This window comes from Imperialibacter sp. EC-SDR9 (genome assembly GCF_902498805.1).
In the GTDB taxonomy this organism is placed as follows: Bacteria; Bacteroidota; Bacteroidia; order Cytophagales; family Cyclobacteriaceae; genus Imperialibacter.
Genome location: NZ_LR701584.1, coordinates 41,213 through 62,044, shown reverse-complemented (window position 1 = coordinate 62,044; position 20,832 = coordinate 41,213). Strand labels below are relative to the sequence as shown.

General features: G+C 43.3%; 20 protein-coding genes. All 20 read left to right on the top strand.

The window, feature by feature from the left end:
• Positions 1 to 27 precede the first annotated feature (27 nt).
• Positions 28 to 1,920, top strand: a complete 1,893-nt coding sequence (gene asnB, locus GC130_RS13035; RefSeq protein WP_151998761.1) for an asparagine synthase (glutamine-hydrolyzing) — start codon at positions 28 to 30, stop codon at positions 1,918 to 1,920.
• The gene (locus GC130_RS13030; RefSeq protein ID WP_151998760.1) at positions 1,920 to 2,942 is read left to right on the top strand and encodes a RimK family alpha-L-glutamate ligase; all 1,023 of its coding nucleotides are present in this window, start codon (positions 1,920 to 1,922) and stop codon (positions 2,940 to 2,942) included. Before asnB ends, GC130_RS13030 begins: the two co-directional genes overlap by 1 nt.
• Before the next feature lie 20 nt (positions 2,943 to 2,962).
• On the top strand, positions 2,963 to 4,369 hold the full coding sequence (locus GC130_RS13025) for an MBOAT family protein (protein ID WP_151998759.1): 1,407 nt from the start codon (positions 2,963 to 2,965) through the stop codon (positions 4,367 to 4,369).
• Between the two features lie 41 nt (positions 4,370 to 4,410).
• Complete coding sequence (locus tag GC130_RS13020) at positions 4,411 to 5,247, top strand: hypothetical protein (RefSeq protein WP_151998758.1); 837 nt, start codon at positions 4,411 to 4,413, stop codon at positions 5,245 to 5,247.
• Positions 5,248 to 5,404: 157 nt separating this feature from the next.
• Positions 5,405 to 6,844, top strand: a complete 1,440-nt coding sequence (locus GC130_RS13015; protein WP_151998757.1) for an MBOAT family protein — start codon at positions 5,405 to 5,407, stop codon at positions 6,842 to 6,844.
• Entirely contained in the window at positions 6,844 to 7,731 is an 888-nt protein-coding gene (locus GC130_RS13010) for a hypothetical protein (RefSeq protein WP_151998756.1), read from the top strand. The genes GC130_RS13015 and GC130_RS13010 overlap by 1 nt, the downstream gene beginning before the upstream one ends.
• A 13-nt stretch (positions 7,732 to 7,744) precedes the next feature.
• Positions 7,745 to 8,824, top strand: coding sequence for a glycosyltransferase (locus GC130_RS13005; RefSeq protein WP_151998755.1), 1,080 nt, complete (start codon positions 7,745 to 7,747; stop codon positions 8,822 to 8,824).
• Between the two features lie 23 nt (positions 8,825 to 8,847).
• Complete coding sequence (locus GC130_RS13000; protein ID WP_236582971.1) at positions 8,848 to 9,747, top strand: NAD(P)-dependent oxidoreductase; 900 nt, start codon at positions 8,848 to 8,850, stop codon at positions 9,745 to 9,747.
• A complete protein-coding gene (locus tag GC130_RS12995; RefSeq protein ID WP_151998754.1) occupies positions 9,720 to 10,862 on the top strand; it encodes a glycosyltransferase family 1 protein in 1,143 nt (380 codons plus the stop codon). The genes GC130_RS13000 and GC130_RS12995 overlap by 28 nt, the downstream gene beginning before the upstream one ends.
• 105 nt (positions 10,863 to 10,967) lie before the next feature.
• Positions 10,968 to 12,104, top strand: coding sequence for a glycosyltransferase family 4 protein (locus GC130_RS12990; RefSeq protein ID WP_151998753.1), 1,137 nt, complete (start codon positions 10,968 to 10,970; stop codon positions 12,102 to 12,104).
• A gap of 95 nt (positions 12,105 to 12,199) precedes the next feature.
• On the top strand, positions 12,200 to 12,811 hold the full coding sequence (locus GC130_RS12985; RefSeq protein ID WP_151998752.1) for a sugar transferase: 612 nt from the start codon (positions 12,200 to 12,202) through the stop codon (positions 12,809 to 12,811).
• A gap of 9 nt (positions 12,812 to 12,820) precedes the next feature.
• Positions 12,821 to 13,462: an acetyltransferase gene (locus tag GC130_RS12980; RefSeq protein WP_151998751.1), complete on the top strand. Its 642-nt coding sequence runs from the start codon at positions 12,821 to 12,823 to the stop codon at positions 13,460 to 13,462.
• A 364-nt stretch (positions 13,463 to 13,826) separates the two neighbouring features.
• Entirely contained in the window at positions 13,827 to 14,549 is a 723-nt protein-coding gene (locus GC130_RS12975; RefSeq protein WP_370455781.1) for a 3-oxoacyl-[acyl-carrier-protein] synthase III C-terminal domain-containing protein, read from the top strand.
• A 26-nt stretch (positions 14,550 to 14,575) separates the two neighbouring features.
• On the top strand, positions 14,576 to 14,803 hold the full coding sequence (locus GC130_RS12970) for an acyl carrier protein (protein WP_151998749.1): 228 nt from the start codon (positions 14,576 to 14,578) through the stop codon (positions 14,801 to 14,803).
• A gap of 86 nt (positions 14,804 to 14,889) precedes the next feature.
• On the top strand, positions 14,890 to 15,951 hold the full coding sequence (locus GC130_RS12965; protein WP_151998748.1) for a 3-oxoacyl-ACP synthase III family protein: 1,062 nt from the start codon (positions 14,890 to 14,892) through the stop codon (positions 15,949 to 15,951).
• A gap of 146 nt (positions 15,952 to 16,097) precedes the next feature.
• Positions 16,098 to 16,862 (top strand): SDR family NAD(P)-dependent oxidoreductase, encoded by a 765-nt coding sequence (locus GC130_RS12960; protein WP_151998747.1) that lies wholly within the window; start codon positions 16,098 to 16,100, stop codon positions 16,860 to 16,862.
• Between the two features lie 5 nt (positions 16,863 to 16,867).
• Positions 16,868 to 17,647 (top strand): SDR family NAD(P)-dependent oxidoreductase, encoded by a 780-nt coding sequence (locus GC130_RS12955; RefSeq protein ID WP_151998746.1) that lies wholly within the window; start codon positions 16,868 to 16,870, stop codon positions 17,645 to 17,647.
• A gap of 107 nt (positions 17,648 to 17,754) precedes the next feature.
• On the top strand, positions 17,755 to 18,432 hold the full coding sequence (locus GC130_RS12950) for an acetyltransferase (protein WP_151998745.1): 678 nt from the start codon (positions 17,755 to 17,757) through the stop codon (positions 18,430 to 18,432).
• On the top strand, positions 18,429 to 19,187 hold the full coding sequence (locus GC130_RS12945) for a YdcF family protein (protein ID WP_151998744.1): 759 nt from the start codon (positions 18,429 to 18,431) through the stop codon (positions 19,185 to 19,187). The genes GC130_RS12950 and GC130_RS12945 overlap by 4 nt, the downstream gene beginning before the upstream one ends.
• Positions 19,188 to 20,296: 1,109 nt before the next feature.
• A complete protein-coding gene (locus tag GC130_RS12940) occupies positions 20,297 to 20,731 on the top strand; it encodes an HU family DNA-binding protein (protein WP_151998743.1) in 435 nt (144 codons plus the stop codon).
• The last annotated feature ends 101 nt before the right edge of the window (positions 20,732 to 20,832 follow it).

Genomic DNA, 20,832 nt, shown 5'->3' with positions numbered 1-20,832 from the left:
GGCGACTTTTACAGGAAACAGACAGGCATGTGTGGTATAGCAGGGTATTTTTATAGATCAGGGAAGCACATTAGCGATACCTCTACAGTATTGGCTATGCTTCAAAAGCAAAAGCACAGAGGGCCTGACGATAGCGGGGTTCGCACTTTTTCCATCCGCTCCAAGACTTCCCGGGAGTTTTCTAATGAAAAAACGGAGCAGGTGGAGGAAAGCTATGAAGGCATCGTGGGATTTAACAGGCTTAGTATCCTTGACCTTTCGGCCAATGGGCATCAGCCTATGTGCAGTGCCGACGGCCAGGTCATTTTGGCATTCAACGGCGAAATTTACAATGCTTTCGATTTTAAAAGCGGTCTGCAAAAAGACGGTTTCACATTCAAAAGTATGTCGGATACAGAGGTGGTTCTAAATCTGTACCTACGGGACGGCTTCGACGAGATGGTCAAAAAGCTCAATGGCATGTTCGCTATCGTGTTGATCGACCTTCGAAAGCAGGAGCTATATATTGCCCGGGACAGATTTGGCATCAAGCCCATGTATATTTTTGAGGCGGGTGGTCTTGTTGCTTTTTCTTCTGAAATTAAGAGCTTCCTGGCATTACCCGAATTCAAAGCGAGGCTGAACAGCACACTGGTCGATGAATATTTATTGTTCAGAAACACGATCAACAGAACATTATACGAGGGTGTGCAGGGTGTGGAGCCGGGAACCTACCTGGTGTATACACCGACGGAAAGTTATGTCAAAAAGTTCTTCTCCATCAACGAATACCATAGGAGCCCTTCCACCGATTCTGCTCTAGTGATGGAAGACTTACGATCTTCCCTGTTGTGCAGCGTGCAACGACAGCTGTTAAGTGACGTTAAACTGGGCTGCCAATTGTCTGGAGGAATCGATTCATCATTGGTTACCTATTTTACCAGAGAGATAAAGCAAGACGACCTTCTGGAGACTATTTCTATCACTTTCGACAATGTCCATTTCAATGAGGAACCGTATGTCGATCAGGTAGTGAACCTTCTGGGGCTGAAGGCTCACAAATTTAAGCTGGATCCATCGTACTACCTGCAGCATTTTGAACATGCTACCCGGCATTTCGAAGCACCACTCAACCACCCAAACACGATTGGTATTTACTTGCTGTCGCAAGAGGCAAAAAAGTATGTGACAGTGCTGCTCAGCGGTGAGGGAGCTGATGAGGTTTTCGGAGGGTATGATCGGTTCGCTGCTGTCACACACCCCTATCAGCCCGAAACCTTATTTCGGAGCCTTCGGAAAAACAAAGGAAGTTTATGGAAACATCTTTTGGCCTATTCGGGAGGCGACTACAGGGCTATCATGGGATCCTCTTTCATGGCTTTAGAACAGGCTGCTGTATTAAAGCCAGGGTTTGACCTTGAGTCAGCGCTTTCTGCCAGAAGAACAACCTATGCTGCCTTAAGCGGTTCTGCTTTCGATAAACAAGTCAAATATGAAATATTAACTTATTTGCCTGATTTGCTGATGAGGCAGGACAAAATGTCGATGGCGCACAGCATCGAGAACCGGGTACCCTTTCTGGACAATGACCTGGTAGCGGATAGCTTTAAGATACCCCAGGATCAATTGGTACGAAAAACGGCAAAAGGAGAGCAAACCAAGTTTGCTTTGAAAGAGCTATCCGGTAAGGTTTTCGGCGAAAACTTTTCTTATCGGCCCAAGGGCGGATTTGGAATTCCTCTAAAAGATTTTTTCTCAGATCCACGCTTCAAGGTGTATCTCAATGATAAAATTATGCCGTCCATTAAGCAAAGGGGCATTTTTAATGCTAAGGTAATTAACCATTGGGTATCTGCCCCAGAGGGCATCTCTCCGCAGGAGGTGGAGGCACTATGGGTAATGGTAGCCTTCGAAGCCTGGGCACTGGAATACAACATGTGATGAAGCTAGCCATACATCAAACCAACGATTCGTTCAGCCAACGCTGGATGGCCTACTGCCAGGCAAATAGTATCGAGTACAAAACGGTCGACTGTTATGCCAGCGATATTGTGGAGCAGGTAAGCGACTGTGAAGCCTTGTTATGGCACCACCAGCAGGGCAGCCCCCGGGACATTCTTTTTGCCAAACAACTCTTGTTCGCTCTTGAGCAAAGTGGAAAAACTGTTTTTCCTGATTTCAATACCAATTGGCATTTCGACGATAAAGTAGGGCAGAAATACCTGCTGGAAGCGCTCGGGATTCCAGAATTTGCCCCTACCTGGGTGTTCTATGAGAAAGCAAAAGCGCTTGAATGGGCAGGCAGCACCTCGTTTCCGAAGGTATTTAAGCTCAGGGGAGGGGCAGGATCGCAGAATGTAAGCCTGGTCAAAAATCATGCGGAATGCATAAAACTTATTCATACGGCATTTGGCAAGGGGTTCAGCCCCTATGATGCATGGGGAAGTTTAAAGGAGCGGTACCGTAAGTATCGGATGGGCAAGGTCAGCCTGTTTGAGGTCGCAAAAGGCTTCGCACGACTTTTTGTTTCGCCCCCTTACGCCAGGGTAATGGGCAAAGAACGGGGCTACATTTATTTTCAGGAGTTTTTTCCGGCCAATGATTTTGATATTCGAATCATCGTGATCGATCAGAAAGCATTTGCCCTCAAGCGGTTTGTAAGGAAGAATGACTTCAGGGCATCGGGCAGCGGCTTTTTTAAATATGAAAAAGAGGAATTTGATGAACGCTGCATCAGGCTTGCATTTGCCTATACCAACAAATTGAAGGCACAATGTGTGGCTTACGATTTTGTTTTCAATCAAAAAAATGAACCGGTGCTGATAGAAATCAACTATGGTTTTGCTCCTTCGGGCTATGATGCCTGTCCTGGCTATTGGGACCATGAATTAAAATGGCATCAGGGAGCTTTCAATCCCTACGGATGGATGGTTGAGTTAGTATTAAAAGGGAAAAGAAACTGATGTGGCCATAGCCACGTTTTATGCTATTTAACTCGATAGAATTTCTTCTATTCCTTCCAGTCGTTTTTGCGCTGTACTGGTTTGTGTTTGGCAAAAGCCTTAGGCTTCAGAACATGCTGTTGCTGTTGGCCAGCTATGTTTTTTACGGCTGGTGGGACTGGAGATTCCTTTCGTTGATTTTTTTAAGTACCGTCGTCGACTTCATCACAGGGCTGAGGATTGACGCATCGCAGCAACGACATACAAGGAAGATTTGGCTCACTGTCAGCATGGTATTCAACCTGGGGCTGCTGGGCTTTTTTAAGTACTACAACTTTTTTGTCGGTTCGTGGATTGAACTATTTAGCCAGATGGGCATCTACATGGATCCCTGGACAATGAATATTGTGCTGCCAGTTGGTATTTCATTTTACACCTTTCAAACCATGTCCTACTCATTGGACATTTATTACGAACGACTAAAACCTACAACGAATTTTATCAACTTTGCCGCCTTTGTATCGTTCTTCCCGCAGCTGGTGGCTGGCCCCATTGAGAGAGCCTCCAATCTTTTGCCCCAAATTGAGAACGCAAGGAAATGGGACTATCGAAGTGGGGTGGAGGGATTGAGGCAAATTCTTTTCGGGCTGTTTAAGAAAGTGGTGATTGCCGATTCATTGTCAGAACCTGTAAATGAAATATTCGCTAACTACTCTGGTTTTGCTGGAGGAACGCTTGTTTTGGGAGCGCTGTTCTTTGCACTTCAGATTTACTGCGACTTTAGTGGTTATTCCGACATAGCTATTGGTGTGGCAAAGCTGTTTGGTATAAAGCTAATGGTGAACTTTAGCTTCCCCTATTTTTCGTCTTCGATAGCTGAATTTTGGAGGAAGTGGCATATTTCACTTTCTACCTGGTTCAGGGACTATGTTTATTACCCGTTGGGAGGGTCAAGGGTGGCGACAAAAATGGCGATAAGAAATGTTTTTGTTGTGTTTCTGGTCAGTGGACTTTGGCATGGTGCCAACTGGACTTTTTTGGTATGGGGGGCTTTACATGCCCTATACTTCATCCCATCCTTCTACTTAAAGCAGAAGAAAGTAGGGCTGATAAGGGGTAAAAACTCATATTTTCTGATGCCATTAAAAACAGCATGGACTTTCCTCATCGTTTGCTTTGCCTGGATTTTTTTTAGATCGGAGAGTTTGGCGAAAGCATTTGATTACGTAAGGCATCTGTCCCTCCATTTTACGGCCGACTACCTCTCCTCATTCAAGTACGTCGCCTTCTTTTTAATGATTGAGTTGCTGGTTTTCTTTTTTAAGAGGATAGATTATGATATGGCAGGCTACAGAGCGCTAAGATACTTTTCGTACGCAGTTTTAGTGCTTTCTATTACTTCGCATTCGACCAGGTCCGGATCTGACTTCATCTATTTTCAATTTTAGATAATTTGCGCAGTCTCCTCAAGGAAACTTTAAAGTTTGGGATGTTTTTTTTCCTTTTTGCTACAGTTCTGTTGCTCGTTGATTTCTATGGATACGACAGAATAAGCAATACCTATCTGGTGCAAGCTTTAGAGAGTGGAGAAGTAAAAGAGAACATTTTCATTGGCAGCTCTAAGCTGAAGTGGAGCATCATCGACTCCCTGTTAAGCGAGGAATCAACCATATTGGCTGAAGGGGGGCAATTTGCTTTTGCATCGGTCGGCGTCCTCATGAAGCTTAACGAGCATCATTTGCTGGATAGACGGACTATATATTTGGATCTTCAGGAGGCGAACGAGATCAGCAGCGGATATGGGCAATGGTGGTATTTTTCGGAAACATTTATCAGATACCGCTACGCAAATTATTCCGACTACCCGCTTGAGCACTGGCCAGCTATTACCGCAAGGGTCGTCCGTGATATTACCCATTTTGGGCCAAACGCCAGGCAGAAGTTCGGATGGAAACCATTGGAAAAGTCTGTAAGCCATTTGAATGCTGCAGCAGATAGAGATTCATTGGAAGCGTTTAAGAAAGAGTTCGATAACTGCCTTGTTCCGCTTCCTGTAATCTATCGAAATTCGCTGTTGAGAATCAACACGCTTTTTCGCAAAGTGGAAGCTCAGACTAACTGCAGAATAATTGTTATAATTCCGCCATACCCGAAAAGTGGGTGTTTAAGCGACTACTTGAAAATATTCGGCAAGGGAAACGTCATCGACTTAACCCAGGTTTCTTTAGAATACGGCGATTTTCATGATAATTCGCATGTAAACGGTAGCGGAGCAGTGAAGCTGACCGAATATTTAAACTCCGTTATGGGCGAGGTTCCAGAATAGTTTGGTTTTAATAATGTTAATCACGTTAATCGACTAATATTTTGATTATTGGATTTTCAAGTATTGTTTAACTGTGTCGTGAGCTTCTATAGAATGTTGTTCAGAATACATCTTCAGACAGTCAAAACAAAGGTCTTGACAGGGCAGTAAAAGTGATATGCTATTTAATTCAGTAGAGTTTCTTCTGTTCCTTCCAGTGGTTTTTCTTCTTTACTGGTTCGTATGTGGAAAAAGTCTGCGAATTCAGAACGTGCTGTTGCTGGTGACCAGCTATGTTTTTTATGGCTGGTGGGACTGGAGATTCCTTTCGCTCATATTTCTGAGCACAGTTGTTGACTTCATCTCGGGGATTCGGATCGATGCTGCCCCACTACAGAAAACCAAAAAGATCTGGCTCACTTTCAGCATGGTATTCAATCTTGGTTTACTGGGCTTTTTTAAGTACTACAATTTTTTTGTCGGCTCATGGATTGAACTATTTAGCCAGATGGGCATCTATATGGATCCCTGGACAATGAATATTGTGCTGCCAGTTGGCATTTCCTTTTACACCTTTCAAACCATGTCCTACTCGTTGGACATTTATTACGAACGACTAAAGCCAACAACGAATTTTGTCAACTTTGCCGCCTTTGTATCGTTCTTCCCGCAGCTGGTGGCTGGCCCTATAGAGAGGGCGTCGAATCTCCTTCCACAAATTGAGAAAAGAAGAACCTTTAGTTCAGCAAAGGCTATTGAGGGGATTGAGCAAATACTATGGGGCTTCTTTAAAAAAGTGGTGATTGCTGATGCGCTGGCAGGTATGGTAAGTGAAGTGTATGGATCGCATGAGGAGTACAACTCGCTTTCGCTGATTGTTGCCGCCATAGCTTTTTCATTCCAAATATATGGTGACTTCAGCGGTTATTCCGACATTGCAATAGGCACCGCAAAGCTGTTTGGCATCGACCTGATGAGTAATTTTAATTTCCCTTACTTGTCAAGGAACATAGGAGAGTTTTGGCGAAGATGGCATATTTCACTATCTACATGGTTCCGGGACTATGTTTACTATCCGTTGGGGGGGTCGAGAGTAAGAAGTTCGGTGGCCATCAGGAATGTTTTCGTCGTGTTTTTGACCAGCGGGCTTTGGCACGGAGCGAACTGGACATTTCTGGCATGGGGAGGAATTCACGCATTATTGTTTATCCCCTCGTTTGTGCTTAATTCAAATTCAAAATACAAAGCCGATCTTGTCTCCGGAACGAAGCTTTTGCCTGGGGTTATCGATACGCTAAAAGTGGCCTTGACATTTTCAGTGGTGACATTAGCCTGGGTGTTTTTTAGGTCGGAATCGGTTCTCGGTGCGGTGGGCTACATTAAAGGAGTCTTTTCATCGACCGGTGGGCGCCTTCTGGTAATTCCGAACAATCAGATCATCACACTAGTCTTTTCATTTTCAGCTTTCTTCTTCTTTAGCTGGATTTACCTCTATAGAAAAAATGAGGTGATCAAGTCTGGCGAAAGAGCCGCTTTTCTGACTTCCCTTACTCTTTTGATACTGATTTGCCTGTTTGGCGAGTTTTCGAAACAGAGCTTTATCTACTTCCAATTCTGATGAGAAAATTTGGAGTCTTTCTAGCCCTCCTTCTGATCGCCTTTTTGGCTGTAAATGCGCTGTACTTGTTTGCCCTTAGCAAAGTAGATGCTGAATTTCGGAAGACGGACGAGTCAGTTAATTTTACTGACGAATCATTTGAAATCCTTGTATTGGGTAATAGCACAGCACTCGATGGGGTAAATACGCAAATGCTGTCCGACTCTTTAGGAGCTGCGTATAACTTCTCCCTGGCAGGGTCATCTATCGAGTCTAATTACATTCAGTTAGAGCACTACCTCGCAAGGAATAATCGGCCGGAGTTTGTACTGTTCTTTTTGAGTAGTTGTCATATTAACTACAACAGGGAGTACGTAGTCAATCCAATAATTGAGAATTACTATGGTTTGTGGCGTTTCAAATTGGCGGAGCTCCCCCTGTTTAAATTTCGGTGGCTTTTTATAGAGAATTTTAAGAAACTCTTGTCTTCGGATCACCGAAACTCTTCAGTCGTAGCCGGGCAGCTCATACTAGAGCGCACTGTTGCTGACGGTACTGTGTTCGAAAATTCCTCCAACCCCAACTGCGCAACAGACTATCAGAGCAAAGGTTACGCTTTTTTGAAGCCAATAGCCCAACAATGTGCCGACCGTGGTATCAAATTTCTTGCTTTTGAAATGCCTTGCTGGAGTTGGAAGCAGAATAATTGCGATGATGTATATGTTGGATTTGACTCCGGTGTTAAGTTTAAGGTTGTTAACCTAAATCGGCGTGACATTGCAGGGCCATTGCTCAACTCCCGGGCAGATTGGTTGAGCGAGAATCATTTGAACTATGCGGGTTCAGTTAAGCTTTTTGAAGCGATCAAAACGGCAATAATGCAAGAAGAATCAGGCAGTTTTCAATGAAAAATTTCCTTAAATGAAAAGAGTATGTTTTGTGACGCACTGCTTGCAGGCCGGAGGGATGGAGCGTGTAATGCTGGAGGTGGTAGCGTACTTTGCTGCCAGAGGAGAGATCGAAATTCATTTGGTGCTTTATGGTTTCAATAGAGAAATTTTTTACCCCGTGCCTAAAAATGTAATATTGCATCTACCTCCCTTTGACTTCAAAAACAGTACCCGTTTTTTTTCTACCGTCCGAACATTGTTTTTTTTAAGAAAAATACTGAAAGAGCTGAAGCCGGCTTCGGCCCTGAGCTTTGGCGAATATTGGAACTCCTTTGTTTTGCTGGCAACGCTTGGAACAGGTTTGCAGGTGTTTGTGTCGGACAGAAGCCAGCCCGACAAGCCGTTGGGCAGGATGCAACACCAACTCAGAAGATGGCTTTATCCCACAGCAGCAGGCGTGATTGCACAAACAGAGACTGCTGCCTCCATTTATCGCAATATATACAAACCTAAACGGATGGAGGTAATAGGGAATCCAATCAGAAAAATTACAACTGCCGACAGGCCAAGGGGAAAAGAAATTCTCATGGTGGGAAGGCTCATCCAGACTAAACACCAGGACCAGCTCATCACGATTTTTGCGCAATTGAATGCCCCTGAGTGGCGGTTGGTCATTGTGGGGGAGGATCACCTGAAACAGCACCACCTCGAAAGGTTGAAGCGGTTGGCGGTCAGTTTGGGGGTCGCTGACAGGGTAGAGTTTGCCGGTAAGCGCCTCGATGTGGAATTGTACTATAACCGGGCGTCTCTATTCGCATTTACCTCTTCCTCAGAGGGTTTCCCAAATGTAATTGGCGAGGCCCTGGCTGCTGGCTTGCCTGTGGTGAGCTATGATTGTGTGGCTGGGCCAGCTGAAATGATTACAGATGGGCAAAACGGTTTTTTGATCCCACTTTTTGATCAGAAATTATTTGGGAGGCGCCTTCAGCAACTAATAGACAATCCTGGTTTGCGAAAGGATATGAGTGAAAGAGCAATTAAAAGCGTCGACAAATTTGATCCTTTGGTAATTGGAAGAAGATTTTATGATTTTATTGTGCCCCGGGAGTGAAAGATAGTGTAACCATAAAAAAAGTGATAATAATAGGCGTGAGGGGGTTTATTGGCTCGCACTTAAAGACCTATTTGGAGAATAAAGGGTATCATGTCTACGGTGCCGATGTGGTAGTGGACTACGTCGCTAAAAACTACTTTCTCATAGATGCTACCAATGGTGGTTTTGAGAGCGTGTTCAGAGAGCAAGCGTTTGATTTGTGCATTAATTGTTCCGGCGCAGCAAGTGTGCCCGACTCAATTAGAAATCCCCGCCGGGATTATTATCTGAATACCAGTAATGTCTTTAGTTTGTTGAATGCGATAAGAGACAGACAACCCAATTGTCGTTTCATCAATTTGTCGAGTGCTGCGGTCTACGGCAACCCAACAAGCCTGCCCGTGGCTGAAGAGGCGATCCCTAGACCCTTGTCCCCCTATGGGTATCACAAGTACATGAGTGAAACGATATGCAGAGAGTTCTATGAACAATTCGGTTTGGCCACTTGTAGCTTGCGAATTTTTTCAGCGTATGGAGAAGGCCTTACAAAGCAAATTTTCTGGGACCTTTATCAAAAGTCAAAGGCCAAACGAAAAGTAGAACTATTTGGCTCGGGTAACGAAACCAGAGACTTCATTTATGTGCTTGATTTGGTGAGACTTATTGAGTTGATAGCCATACACGGTGAGTTTCATGGGGAGGCGGTCAATGCGGCTAGCGGTATAGAAACTTCAATCAGGTCTGCAGCCGAGACATTCTTTTCCTATTACCCTGATCCGCCTCAAATTAGATTTACGCAGACTGAACGACAGGGCGACCCATCACGCTGGGTGGCGGACATTTCAAAAATAAAAGAGAACTATAACTACAGTCCCGAATTTACATTAGAGGAAGGCCTCCGGCGCTACTACCAATGGGTGCAACAGAAAGAAAAACAATAGGAATCATCTACAATTTCAGAAGTACCTGGATGGGCGGGCTGATCTATATCCTGAATGCAATCAAAATACTGAATTGGCTGGATGATGAGGAAAAGCCCAGGATTATTCTCTTTTACCGAAAGGACCTAAAAAGGTTTGTCGATGAAATTGACTATCCTTACCTGGAAGCTGTGGAATGGGAGTTTCCTTCCTTTTACAAAGGTTATATTAATTCTTGGTTGACACTAAAAAATCAGTTCGTCGAGACAATAATAAGAAAATATCCTCTTGACGCCCTATTTCCCCTAAGAGACTATCCGGTGCGAAGCAGAGGTAAGGTGAAGCTTGTGAGCTGGTATGCAGACTTGCAGCACAAACACTATCCGCATTTTTTCAAGAAGAAATATTTATGGGAGAGCGAACTGAGAACCAGATTAATTCTTTGGAATAACAAAGACCTGGTGGTCTCAAGCGAGGCCGTCCGGGACGATTTTAACCGGTTTTACCGTGCCTCAAAAGCCAATAACCTTCATGTATTCCATTTTGCTTCAGTGATCGATAGTTTTAGTTTTCCCGGTCGGGACATTGTTACCGACAAGTTCAAGTTACCAGCTAGCTATTTTTTAGTCTCCAACCAATTTCACAAACACAAAAACCATAAAATTGTATTAGAGGCACTCATCCGGCTAAAAGATGAAGGTTGCAAACCAGTTGTGGTTATGACGGGAAAAATCCCTGACGACACCAGCATGCCGCACATTGCCGAATTGAAATCTCTGATCGCTGACCACGAGTTGCAAGGACAAGTATTTCTTCTGGGGCTTCTTGCGAGAGAAGAGCAGCTTTGCCTCATGAAGTATGCACAGGCTGTCATCCAGCCTAGTCTTTTTGAAGGATGGAGCACGGTGATTGAAGATGCGATATCCTTGCAAACCCCCGTTATAGCTTCAGATATCGAAGTGAACATGGAACAACTTGGCAGTTGGGGCGTATTTTTTGACCCACATAACCCAAATCAGCTAGCGTCAGCTATCAAAGAGTTTCCTGAGAGGACGGATTTCAACAGGATGATCTTTGAGCCTTACGATGAAAGAGTTAGAAAGGCAGCACGAAGCTTTATTTCTATTTTTAGTTAAGTATATGTTGATTATTTTTTTACAATTGCTTGTTCACTTTTCGAATTTGTGGAATTTATTTGCCAGGGTTCTATTCCATAAACCTTATTATATGCCGATCCAATAATGAAGAGTCAGATAGTCTTCATCAATCAAAGCTCTGGGTACCTCATGATCGACATTGTCAACGCATTTGAGGGGATTTATGACGAACGAACAATTATTTCAGGAATTGTGGTGGAGCGAAACATTACGCTTCAGAAGGAGGTAAAACAAGAAAGAATAATTCCCTACGATCGCAGCACAAAATTTAGAAGGATTTTTACGTGGGTTTGGGGCTTTATTCAGATTGTTTGGTTAATTCGGTGGAAATACCGGAACGCTCATCTTTTTTTGGTGACGAATCCTCCGTTTTCCACCTTGCTTCCTTTCTTTTGTCGAAACTCGTTCAGTTTTTTGATTTTTGACATCTATCCAGACGCTCTCATTGAGTACAAGGTGTTGGAGGAAGAGTCATTCATTGTTCGCAAATGGAGAAAATACCACGAAATTGTTTTCAAAAGAGCCACAAGGGTAATAACGATCAGCAGAGGTATGAGGAAGAATTTACTTCAATATTACCCTAGCGTGCCCATAGACACTGTTAATGTGTGGGCCGACGGACTTTTCTTCAAGCAAATACCAAAGGAGGAAAACCCTTTCATTACTGACCAAAATCTTGCAGGCAAATTTGTTATCATGTACTCTGGGAATCTTGGACGCACACACGATGTCGATATCCTGGTCGATATTGCCGAGAAACTACAGGATACCGATGCCTTTGTGCTTATTATTGGTGGCGGTGAAAAACGTGACATGATCGATAAGAAAATTGAAAAATTAAAATTAAAAAATTGTCGATTATTGTCGCTACTGCCAGTCAATATGTTACCCTACAGCATGTCGGCTGCTGACTTAGGGGTGGTGAGTTTGGGGAGAGAAGCATCTTTGCTAAGCGTGCCCAGCAAGACATTTAGTTTATTGTCTGCCGGTCTCCCACTATTATGTATTGCCGACCCGAGTTCTGAACTTGCTGGATTGGTTAAAGAACATTTGGTCGGCGAATCTTTTTCGCCGTCTCACTTGGATCAAATTGTTTCATTTATTAGAAAATTGATGCTGGACAACGTGTTGAAAGACCAGCTTTCAAAGAATGCATTAGACGCCTCGAAAAAGTACACTCCAAATAATGCATCAGACATTGCCGCATGGTATTCAGCTTAGATTCTCGCTTAAGCCTTGAATCACCTTGCGGAAACTGTAAATGGCCGTCCATTGTTTGTCACAACCGGTAAAAAGACCTTAGTTTAAAAGTTACTATGTACGTTTTTTTGTTTAAGAGACTATTAGATTTTAGTGTGGCCACCACCTTACTTGTGTTAGTGTCGCCAGTGCTCGTCTCACTTTCGGTGATACTTGTAATTTCGAATAGAGGCAAGCCTTTTTTTTTTCAGAATAGGCCTGGAAAAAATGGGGTGCTTTTCCGAGTGATTAAGTTTAAGACCATGAACGACAAGCGTGATTCCATGGGTAATCTGCTTAAAGATAGTGAAAGAATAACCAGAGTGGGGAGGCTTGTACGGTCAACATCCTTAGATGAAATCCCTCAATTATTTAACGTTTTGAAAGGTGAGATGAGCCTAGTCGGGCCGAGGCCTCTTTTGATGCAATACTTGCCACTTTATGATGACCAGCAAGCACGTCGTCATGACGTTAGGCCTGGAATCACTGGATGGGCGCAGGTAAATGGAAGAAATACTATTTCTTGGGAACAACGATTCGCTTTTGATTTGTATTATGTTGATAATGTTTCCTTGAGCCTTGATATGAAAATTCTTTTTCTTACTATCAAAAAGGTCTTCATGAAGGAAGGAATCAACTCAGCAAAGGATGTTACAATGGAAGCATTTAAGGGAAATAGGGCAAAATAGAATAACAAATTGAGGAAGATAGCAATCTACGGTGCAGGCGGGTTCGGAAAAGAAATTGCTTGTTTGATCAATCATATCAACAGTGAGTTTCTAACGTGGGATTTCATCGGATTTTTTGATGATGGACTTCCGAAGGGTTACAAGAACAAATTTGGGGCAGTACTGGGAGGAATTCAAGACTTAAATAGTTATTCAGAAGAACTGGCAATTGTCATTTCAGTGGCCAGCCCTACGGTAATAGAAGATTTGTCTGGGAAAATTGATAATCAGCTTGTGTATTTTCCAAACCTAATTGCACCTAATGTTCTATTTCTTGACAAAGCGTCGATGAAGATTGGGAAGGGCAATGTTATCTTCTTCAGTTGCCGCATAAGCTGCGATGTTGCAATTGGCAACTTTAATTTGCTGAACAGCATGGTTTCGCTGGGTCACGACGTCGTGACGGGAGACTACAACGTAATTGGCCCTTCTTCCCGCATTTCAGGCGAAACTACCATTGGCAATGCTAACTTTTTCGGCGTTCAATCTACCGTTCTTCAGGGATTGAAAATAGGAAACAGAACTAGAGTAGGTGCCGGGAGCGTTATCATGCGGAACACAAAGAATGATGCATTGTATTTAGGGAACCCGGCGAAACGGATTGTATTTTAGTAAATAACATTAAGTATCGAATATGGCTTTTCAATATATCCCTAACATTGCCGTCAAAGGTATGGCTGCTTGCGTTCCAAAAAAAGTCGAAGATAACCGAGAGCTCACTTTGTTTGAGACAGAGGATGATAGGAACAAGTTTATTCAGGCGACAGGCATATTGAAACGGCACACAGTTAAAGGAAGCGATTTATGCGCTTCAGACCTTTGTTTTCAAGCGGCAGAGACTCTCTTGGCCGAAATCGGGTGGGAAAGAAGTGAGATAGGTTTTCTGATATTTGTATCACAAACTCCGGACTACATTTTTCCAGCCACTGCCTGTATTCTTCAAAACAGGCTGGGACTTAGCCAAGAGTGTTACGCAATGGATATATCCCTTGGCTGCTCTGGCTGGGTATATGGATTATCTACGATTGCATCACTGCTTTCTTCCAGTGTCAACATGAAAAAGGGTCTACTGTTAGTTGGCGATACCACAACCATAACCAAATCTCCAAAGGACAAAAGTACATACCCACTTTTCGGCGATGCCGGCACTGCAACTGCCGTTCAGTATGAAGAGGGGAGCATCGGGTTGAAGATTCATGCTGCCACCGATGGAAGTAGTCACAAAGCTATAATGATTCCTGATGGTGGCTTCAGGAATTTTTTCTCCAGGGATTCTTTGGTTGAACACGAGATTGAGCCTGGTATTGTCAGAAATAGCCTTCAAAGCATTCTGGATGGGCCCGGCGTTTTTACGTTTGGAATAACTAAAGCGCCAAAAAGTATTTCCAGCGTATTAGAGTATTTTGACATCAAGATTGACGCCGTCGACTATCTCGTTTTGCATCAGGCTAATAAAATGATGAACGAAAAAATTAGAAAGAAGCTTAAAATTGAACCGGAAAAGGTGCCGTATTCACTTCCAGAGTATGGAAATACTTCATCGTCATCTATTCCTTTAACGATGGTTTCGCAACTGTGCGATCCACTCAGACTCCGACACAACGTCATTGTTGCATGCGGATTTGGGGTAGGATTGTCATGGGCTTCTGTGATTTTGGAAACAAATAAAATTGTGTGTCCGCCGGTTATTGAAATATGAATTAAAACACATTTAAAAGAAGAAAAATGGAAGAAAAATTTATCAAAGCTTTCAAAGAGGCGTTAGAATTGGAAGATAGGACAATCGACCTCACAGATACCTTTCGAGACTATGAAGAATGGGATTCGTTAGGTCATCTATCTCTAATAGCAATTCTTGATGAGGAATTTGGTGTCGTCATTGAACAGGCCGAGTTTAACAAACTAAGCACAGTTGGAGAACTAATGGTTGAAGTTAAAAAGAGAATGGTTTAACCTCCCAAGTATTGAATTGTGACAAGTTAATTATTGTAATAGTCTGACAATTATGCGCCGTTGAAAATTTAAAAGATGCTTTTACTATGTCACTACTAAGTTTTAATGGGATAGGTATTTCAGGGTTGTCTGCAGCAGTACCAGCAAATACAATTGATAACCTGGGCTACCAAAATGGCCTCTTTGGGAAGGAGGCGGCACATGATATTGTCAGCAAAACAGGGATATTTGAGAGGCGTTTTGCACCCCCGGGAATGTGTGCCTCTGACCTTTGCTTCGCAGCAGCAGAAAAACTACTGGCAGATTTATCTATTGACCGGTCTGAAATAGATCTTGTCTTATTTATTTCTCAGACCCCCGACTATAGAATGCCCGCAACGTCAGTTCTTTTGCAAAACAGGTTAGGGCTTTCAAAGCAAACTGCTGCATTTGACGTCAACTTAGGATGTTCAGCATTTGTATATGGTCTGTCAATAGCTTTTTCTTTTCTTCAGCAAGGTGGTTTTCGCAAGGTGTTGCTGTTGGATGGTGAAACCCGGTCAAGGGTGTATTCTGAAAACGACAGAAAAGTTGCGTATTTATTTGGAGACGGCGGTGTTGCGGCTGTTCTTGAACGAAATAAAAAATTTGGAGACAGTTATTTTTCTCTAAATTCAGATGGAAGTCGAGAGAATTTGATAAAAATAGACGCCGGAGGCTATCGCAAACCAAGCTCGGTAGACACAGTGGCTAGCCGCATGGTGGATGATTTCGGAAACGTAAGAAGCGAGGAGCATGGTTACATGAATGGTGCGGATGTATTCAATTTTGTAATTGATGAAATCCCGAAGGATCTTCGGAGATTGTCGGAATATGCTGAAACAGATTTACATTCGCTGGATTATTATATTTTTCACCAGGCTAATAGTTATATGAACAACTATCTGGTAAAAAAACTAAAAATTCCTGTGCACAAAGTTCCTACCTCTTTGGAGCGGTTCGGGAATACTTCATCTGTGTCTATTCCATTGACTATAGTTGATAAACTGAAATTGCAACTAAGAGAGTCGAATAATGTGCTTTTATGTGGATTCGGTGTCGGTATGTCATGGGCCTCTGCTATTCTCGAAATGAGGGATTGTCAAATAAGTGACATGGTAGAACTATAGACATTTAACATCATATATTAAAGTAATCTTGTGTTCACACCTAGATTCAGTCCGCAATCTTGATAAGAGGGCTGTTTGTCAATAGGGAACTTCAAGGACTGCTCGCTTATTCTTCAATGCCAAAATATATTTGAACCCAGTCTACCATGGATTCTCCGTTTCTTTTAACAAACGAACATATAATTGTAACAGGCGCTTCGTCAGGTATCGGGCGTCAATGTGCGATTGCATTCAGCAGGCTCGGTGCGAATCTCACGTTACTAGGCAAAAGTGAGGAGCGCTTGAATGACACGCTTTCGCAATTGGAACGAAAAAAGGAGCATCAATTTTTTTGTTTGGACTTGCTAAAGAGTGAAGAAATGGAAACAGTAGTCGAATTATCAGTTAAGAAACTAGGTAAAGTGCATGGCCTTGTTAATTCGGCCGGCATTGCGACTACTATACCGCTAAGATCAGTCACGAATGCTAAAATGGAAGATTTTTTTTCGGTTAATGTCTTTGGGGCCATAAATCTAACCAGAATTGTTACGAAGAGATATTTCATGTCACCAAACAAGGGCAGTATCATTTTTATAGCTTCCATCATTGGTGTGGTGGGTGACTCCGGAAAGTCGTTGTACGGAATGACAAAAGGTGCCCTGATATCGGGGGTGAGGTCACTTTCTATTGAATTGGCGGCTCGAAATATTAGAGTCAATGCTGTTTCGCCAGGGGTCGTCGTAACGCCAATGTTAAGTAATGCATCTTATAGCAAGGATCAAATGGCATTTGAAAAAATAAAGAATGCTCATCCACTCGGCTTAGGGGCTCCTGAAGATGTTGCTAATTCTTGTGCCTTCCTCCTGTCTGATGCAAGTCGATGGATAACTGGCTCTAATTTGATAATTGATGGAGGATATTCTGCAGTTTGATGGCAATGCATCCATTTCTGCTAACAAATAAGACCATTGTCGTAACGGGCGCCTCATCGGGCATTGGGCGAGCTTGTGCTTTTGAATGTGCAAAACAAGGGGCGCAGATTATTGCTTTAGGAAGAAATAAGCAAAAATTAGAATTGCTAATGGAAGAATTGAAAGAAATTAGCAAGCAAAATCCAGATAATCTACATAGTTATTGCATCCTTGACCTGTCGGGCGATTTGAAAGAATTCAGAGGAGTCATCGACCGATACATTGGGAACAAAACTCGTATTGATGGTTTTGTCCACGCAGCTGGCATCGAAAAAACAATTCCTCTTGTCTCAATGAAATCTGCTGACTTCATTGAATTATATAAGTTGAACGTGGTTGGTGGATTGGAGCTCGCAGGAATATTCTCGAAAAAGAAGTATGTTTCAAATCATGCAAGCTTTGTTTTCATTTCTTCCATTACATCTATGATTGGAAGAGCAGGTCTTGTAGGATACTCCGCATCAAAAGGAGCTCTTATTTCTGCTGTAAAATCAATGGCGATCGAACTAGCCAATAAAAATATCAATGTTAACTGTATTTCTCCTGGTACGGTGTTGACGCCAATGATCTTGAAGTACCTTCAAAGTTTAGGCCCTGAAGAACAGGAAAAGCGAAAGCAGAACTTTCCGCTTGGGCTGGGAAAACCCGAAGATGTGGCTTATTCGTGCGTTTTCCTTTTGTCGGACAGTGCCAGATGGATAACAGGGACAAACCTCGTGGTCGATGGGGGGTATACCGCAAAGTAACCAATGCCCGACGAATATCAATTCAACTGCTATTATCAGGCAAGTAAAAAAAGTGCAGGCTGTCATAAATCCCTTGTGTTTGAATGGTTTGCTGAAATGCAAAGTTTATGTCACACAAACAAACTAGAATAATCGTGATCGGAGCAGGTGGTCATGCGGCCGAGATAGATGAGTATATTCAGTATGCTAATCAGGCCCTAACATCCACTGAATGGGAGATTGTTGGTTTTCTGGATGACAACCCGGATAGTTACGCCAGGTATTCCTTTTCAGCTCCGTTCTTGGGTGCCATTAGCAACCACAAGACACTAGATGAAGCGTCGTACATAATGGGAATCGCCAACCTGACCTACCGGCGCCCTATAATCGAGAAATTTGTTGCTGTTGGCGCTAGGTTTGCTACGGTGATTCACCCCGGTACTTATGTCTCAAAAAGTGCTTTAATCGGGCAGGGAGTTGTGGTTGCACCAAATGTCAACATTGGGCCTAATGTAAAGATCGGAGACTTTACCCTGCTCAATGCACGTTGCAGCATTGGCCACGATTCTGAGCTGGGGCGTTATAATTTTATTTGCCCTAATGTCTCATTGTCTGGCTTCACCAAAGTAGGCAATGAAAACCTTTTCGGTATCAATAGCGCAACCATTCCAGGCATAACAATAGGAGACAGAAACAAGATCGCTGCCGGGATGGTTGTTGATAAAGACGTAGACGACGATACAGTGGTATTTTTCCGTCAGAAGGAGCGTGTGATTGCGATACCAAAAAATTCTTCTGAGAAATGACGTCCCTTCTTACCTATTTCATCCACCCCGTCTTTATCTCTATTCTACTCCTGCTTCTCGGAGTTTTTTTTCGTTCTAATGGTAAGAAGAAGAGTGCCAGGGTAAGCTTTTTTCTGTCAGCGAGTCTTTTTTTTGGGGCTTCTACATGTCTCGTTCCCAACTACCTGATAGGTAAGCTTGAAAGCCGCTACCCGGTATGTGATCCAGGTCAGCTGCCCCTATCGGATCAACCAATACCTATTATTGTGCTGGGAGCTGGATACGACTACGCCGAAAAGCTACCTCCGTTGAACCGGTTGAGCACAACCACTTTGGGCAGACTTGTTGAGGCTGTTCGCATTTATCAAGCATTGCCTAATGCCAAAGTAGCTGGCTCAGCAGGTCAGGTCACACAACCAATCAGCCAGGCCCAAGCCATTGCCGAAGGAGCTCTTGCCCTGGGTGTTTCACCATCGGATACGTTGCAAATCAGAGGAGCCCTCAATACCTGGGAAGAAGCTGGAAAATGTGTAGCTCGCTTTGGCAAAAGCTGTAGGGTAGTCATAGCCACCGACGCCATTCACATGCCCCGTGCCATGATACTTTTCGAGGGCAGAGGCCTGCAACCCATTGCCGCCCCCACCAATCACCACATCAAAACAGAAATCCGATTAAGACTATTTGATTTTTTACCCTCCACCGCCAGCCTCAGAAAAACCGAACTTGTGATGCACGAGTACCTCGGCATATTATGGGCGAAGTGGGTACTGCTGTAGATATTCGGACGGTTCGGATATTCAGACAATCAGACAATCAGACAATCAGACTTTCGGACAGTCGGACAGTCGGAACCATCCGAAAGTCCGAACCGTCCTGCCATCTGAACCATCCGAAAGTCCGAACCACCTATCCATCGATGCTTTAGCGTAGGAGGGTTGTCTATCTCAGCGTTATTTTCTGTCATTTTTACCAACTTCTGAAATCATAGCTATAATCCACTTCAATTGTAGCTATGTTTCATCCCAAACATAGCTATGTTTGCCTCCATTTATAGCTATGTTTCAGGTCAATTATAGCTATGTTTGACATCAATTATAGCTATCTTTTTCAATCCGCTCATTTTCGGCCTCATTTTGAGGTTTTTTTTAATCACTTCACGCAATGCAGCAAGCTCGAAAGTTCGGCCGGCAAAGAGCTTAGTTTGCCCCCGTTGCGCTCCTGTGTTCTCTGTGCTCCTCTGTAGTGTTGTAAGCTTCATGAAGAGATTAGTGCGAAGCCAGAATAGTCGTAAGAGAATGAGTCACTAACTTGACACGGATGCAACCCCCTCTCTTCTTAGGAGAGGGTTGGGGGGTGGCTTAGGGGTGCCCGGCTTAGGGGTGGGGTGTTAACCTTCCCGTCACCCTGTATGTGTTGCCACCAGCTATCGCTGTGGGCACCACTGCCCTCCCAATCCCCACGATACTACTGTAGTCACCCACTCAATCTTTACAAAATTAATTAATTCAATTATTGAAGGAGTAGACATCTTATTTTGTCTATGTATCCGGTTTTGATAAACTATTCTTTTGAATTTTCTGGCTCACTTCAATCGATTGATATGAATTTAATGCCTTTATTAGCCTGTTTTCAACAAAAAGTATAGCAATCTACATGTGCAGAATAGATGACATGAAAATAAATTAAATTTTTTATCCGATTTTATCACTAAATGAATTTTTTGGCATCAATATTGAAATGTTTTTTACTGTACACGAAGAGTAAATTCTCCTTCTTTTTGAGGCCTCATTTGAAGAGCAATGCACTCCTCACCGAGCTGGTTACAGGGCGCCCGGTGCCGGTTCAAACTTAAATTTTCTTTTCACATTTTAAATAATTTTCAATTATGTCAATTCAATTTAAAACAGTTCGCCGTGCCGAGCCTGGAGTGGTCGGAGGTGGACAATTCAAGTACTATGCTGCCATCGAGAGAGACCGTCAGGTTCAGATGCGTCAGTTCATCAAAGCGATATGGGCACGAAGCACTGTGAACATGGCCGATGTATATGCGGTGATCGAAACCTTCCTTCAGCTCATCCCGGAATACCTGCTCGATGGCAGACCTATCGAACTGGGACCGCTGGGTAAGTTCAGTATCGGTATCAGCAGTACCGGGCATTTGTTGCCTGAGGAGGTGAATGTATACAGCATCCGAAATACCAGGATTCTGTTTACCCCTGGCAATGAGCTGAAAGACCAAATTTCTTTAGTGAAGTTTGTAAAGGTGGAAAACGACAAGCTCGTTTTGCCCACCGATGTTGAACCAGGTCAAGCTGCATGAAGTACTTAAAGTGTCTAACCATGGTTACCTGAATCCCGCTGACGTCAGCGGGATTTTTTTTTACCCGCCGAAACTTTAGCGAAGGCGGGTTACCCGCCATA

What these genes read in the sequence shown, in the direction of transcription:
- GC130_RS12990 (WP_151998753.1), top strand. Translation starts at nt 10,968, where the DNA reads ATGAAGAGTCAGATAGTCTTCATCAATCAAAGCTCTGGGTACCTCATG.
- GC130_RS12960 (WP_151998747.1), top strand. Translation starts at nt 16,098, where the DNA reads ATGGATTCTCCGTTTCTTTTAACAAACGAACATATAATTGTAACAGGC.
- GC130_RS12965 (WP_151998748.1), top strand. Translation starts at nt 14,890, where the DNA reads ATGTCACTACTAAGTTTTAATGGGATAGGTATTTCAGGGTTGTCTGCA.
- GC130_RS12940 (WP_151998743.1), top strand. Translation starts at nt 20,297, where the DNA reads ATGTCAATTCAATTTAAAACAGTTCGCCGTGCCGAGCCTGGAGTGGTC.
- GC130_RS12975 (WP_370455781.1), top strand. Translation starts at nt 13,827, where the DNA reads ATGGATATATCCCTTGGCTGCTCTGGCTGGGTATATGGATTATCTACG.
- GC130_RS12970 (WP_151998749.1), top strand. Translation starts at nt 14,576, where the DNA reads ATGGAAGAAAAATTTATCAAAGCTTTCAAAGAGGCGTTAGAATTGGAA.
- GC130_RS13015 (WP_151998757.1), top strand. Translation starts at nt 5,405, where the DNA reads ATGCTATTTAATTCAGTAGAGTTTCTTCTGTTCCTTCCAGTGGTTTTT.
- GC130_RS13010 (WP_151998756.1), top strand. Translation starts at nt 6,844, where the DNA reads ATGAGAAAATTTGGAGTCTTTCTAGCCCTCCTTCTGATCGCCTTTTTG.
- GC130_RS13025 (WP_151998759.1), top strand. Translation starts at nt 2,963, where the DNA reads ATGCTATTTAACTCGATAGAATTTCTTCTATTCCTTCCAGTCGTTTTT.
- GC130_RS13020 (WP_151998758.1), top strand. Translation starts at nt 4,411, where the DNA reads ATGTTTTTTTTCCTTTTTGCTACAGTTCTGTTGCTCGTTGATTTCTAT.
- GC130_RS13030 (WP_151998760.1), top strand. Translation starts at nt 1,920, where the DNA reads ATGAAGCTAGCCATACATCAAACCAACGATTCGTTCAGCCAACGCTGG.
- GC130_RS12985 (WP_151998752.1), top strand. Translation starts at nt 12,200, where the DNA reads ATGTACGTTTTTTTGTTTAAGAGACTATTAGATTTTAGTGTGGCCACC.
- GC130_RS12950 (WP_151998745.1), top strand. Translation starts at nt 17,755, where the DNA reads ATGTCACACAAACAAACTAGAATAATCGTGATCGGAGCAGGTGGTCAT.
- GC130_RS12945 (WP_151998744.1), top strand. Translation starts at nt 18,429, where the DNA reads ATGACGTCCCTTCTTACCTATTTCATCCACCCCGTCTTTATCTCTATT.
- GC130_RS12995 (WP_151998754.1), top strand. Translation starts at nt 9,720, where the DNA reads ATGGGTGCAACAGAAAGAAAAACAATAGGAATCATCTACAATTTCAGA.
- GC130_RS12955 (WP_151998746.1), top strand. Translation starts at nt 16,868, where the DNA reads ATGCATCCATTTCTGCTAACAAATAAGACCATTGTCGTAACGGGCGCC.
- asnB (WP_151998761.1), top strand. Translation starts at nt 28, where the DNA reads ATGTGTGGTATAGCAGGGTATTTTTATAGATCAGGGAAGCACATTAGC.
- GC130_RS13005 (WP_151998755.1), top strand. Translation starts at nt 7,745, where the DNA reads ATGAAAAGAGTATGTTTTGTGACGCACTGCTTGCAGGCCGGAGGGATG.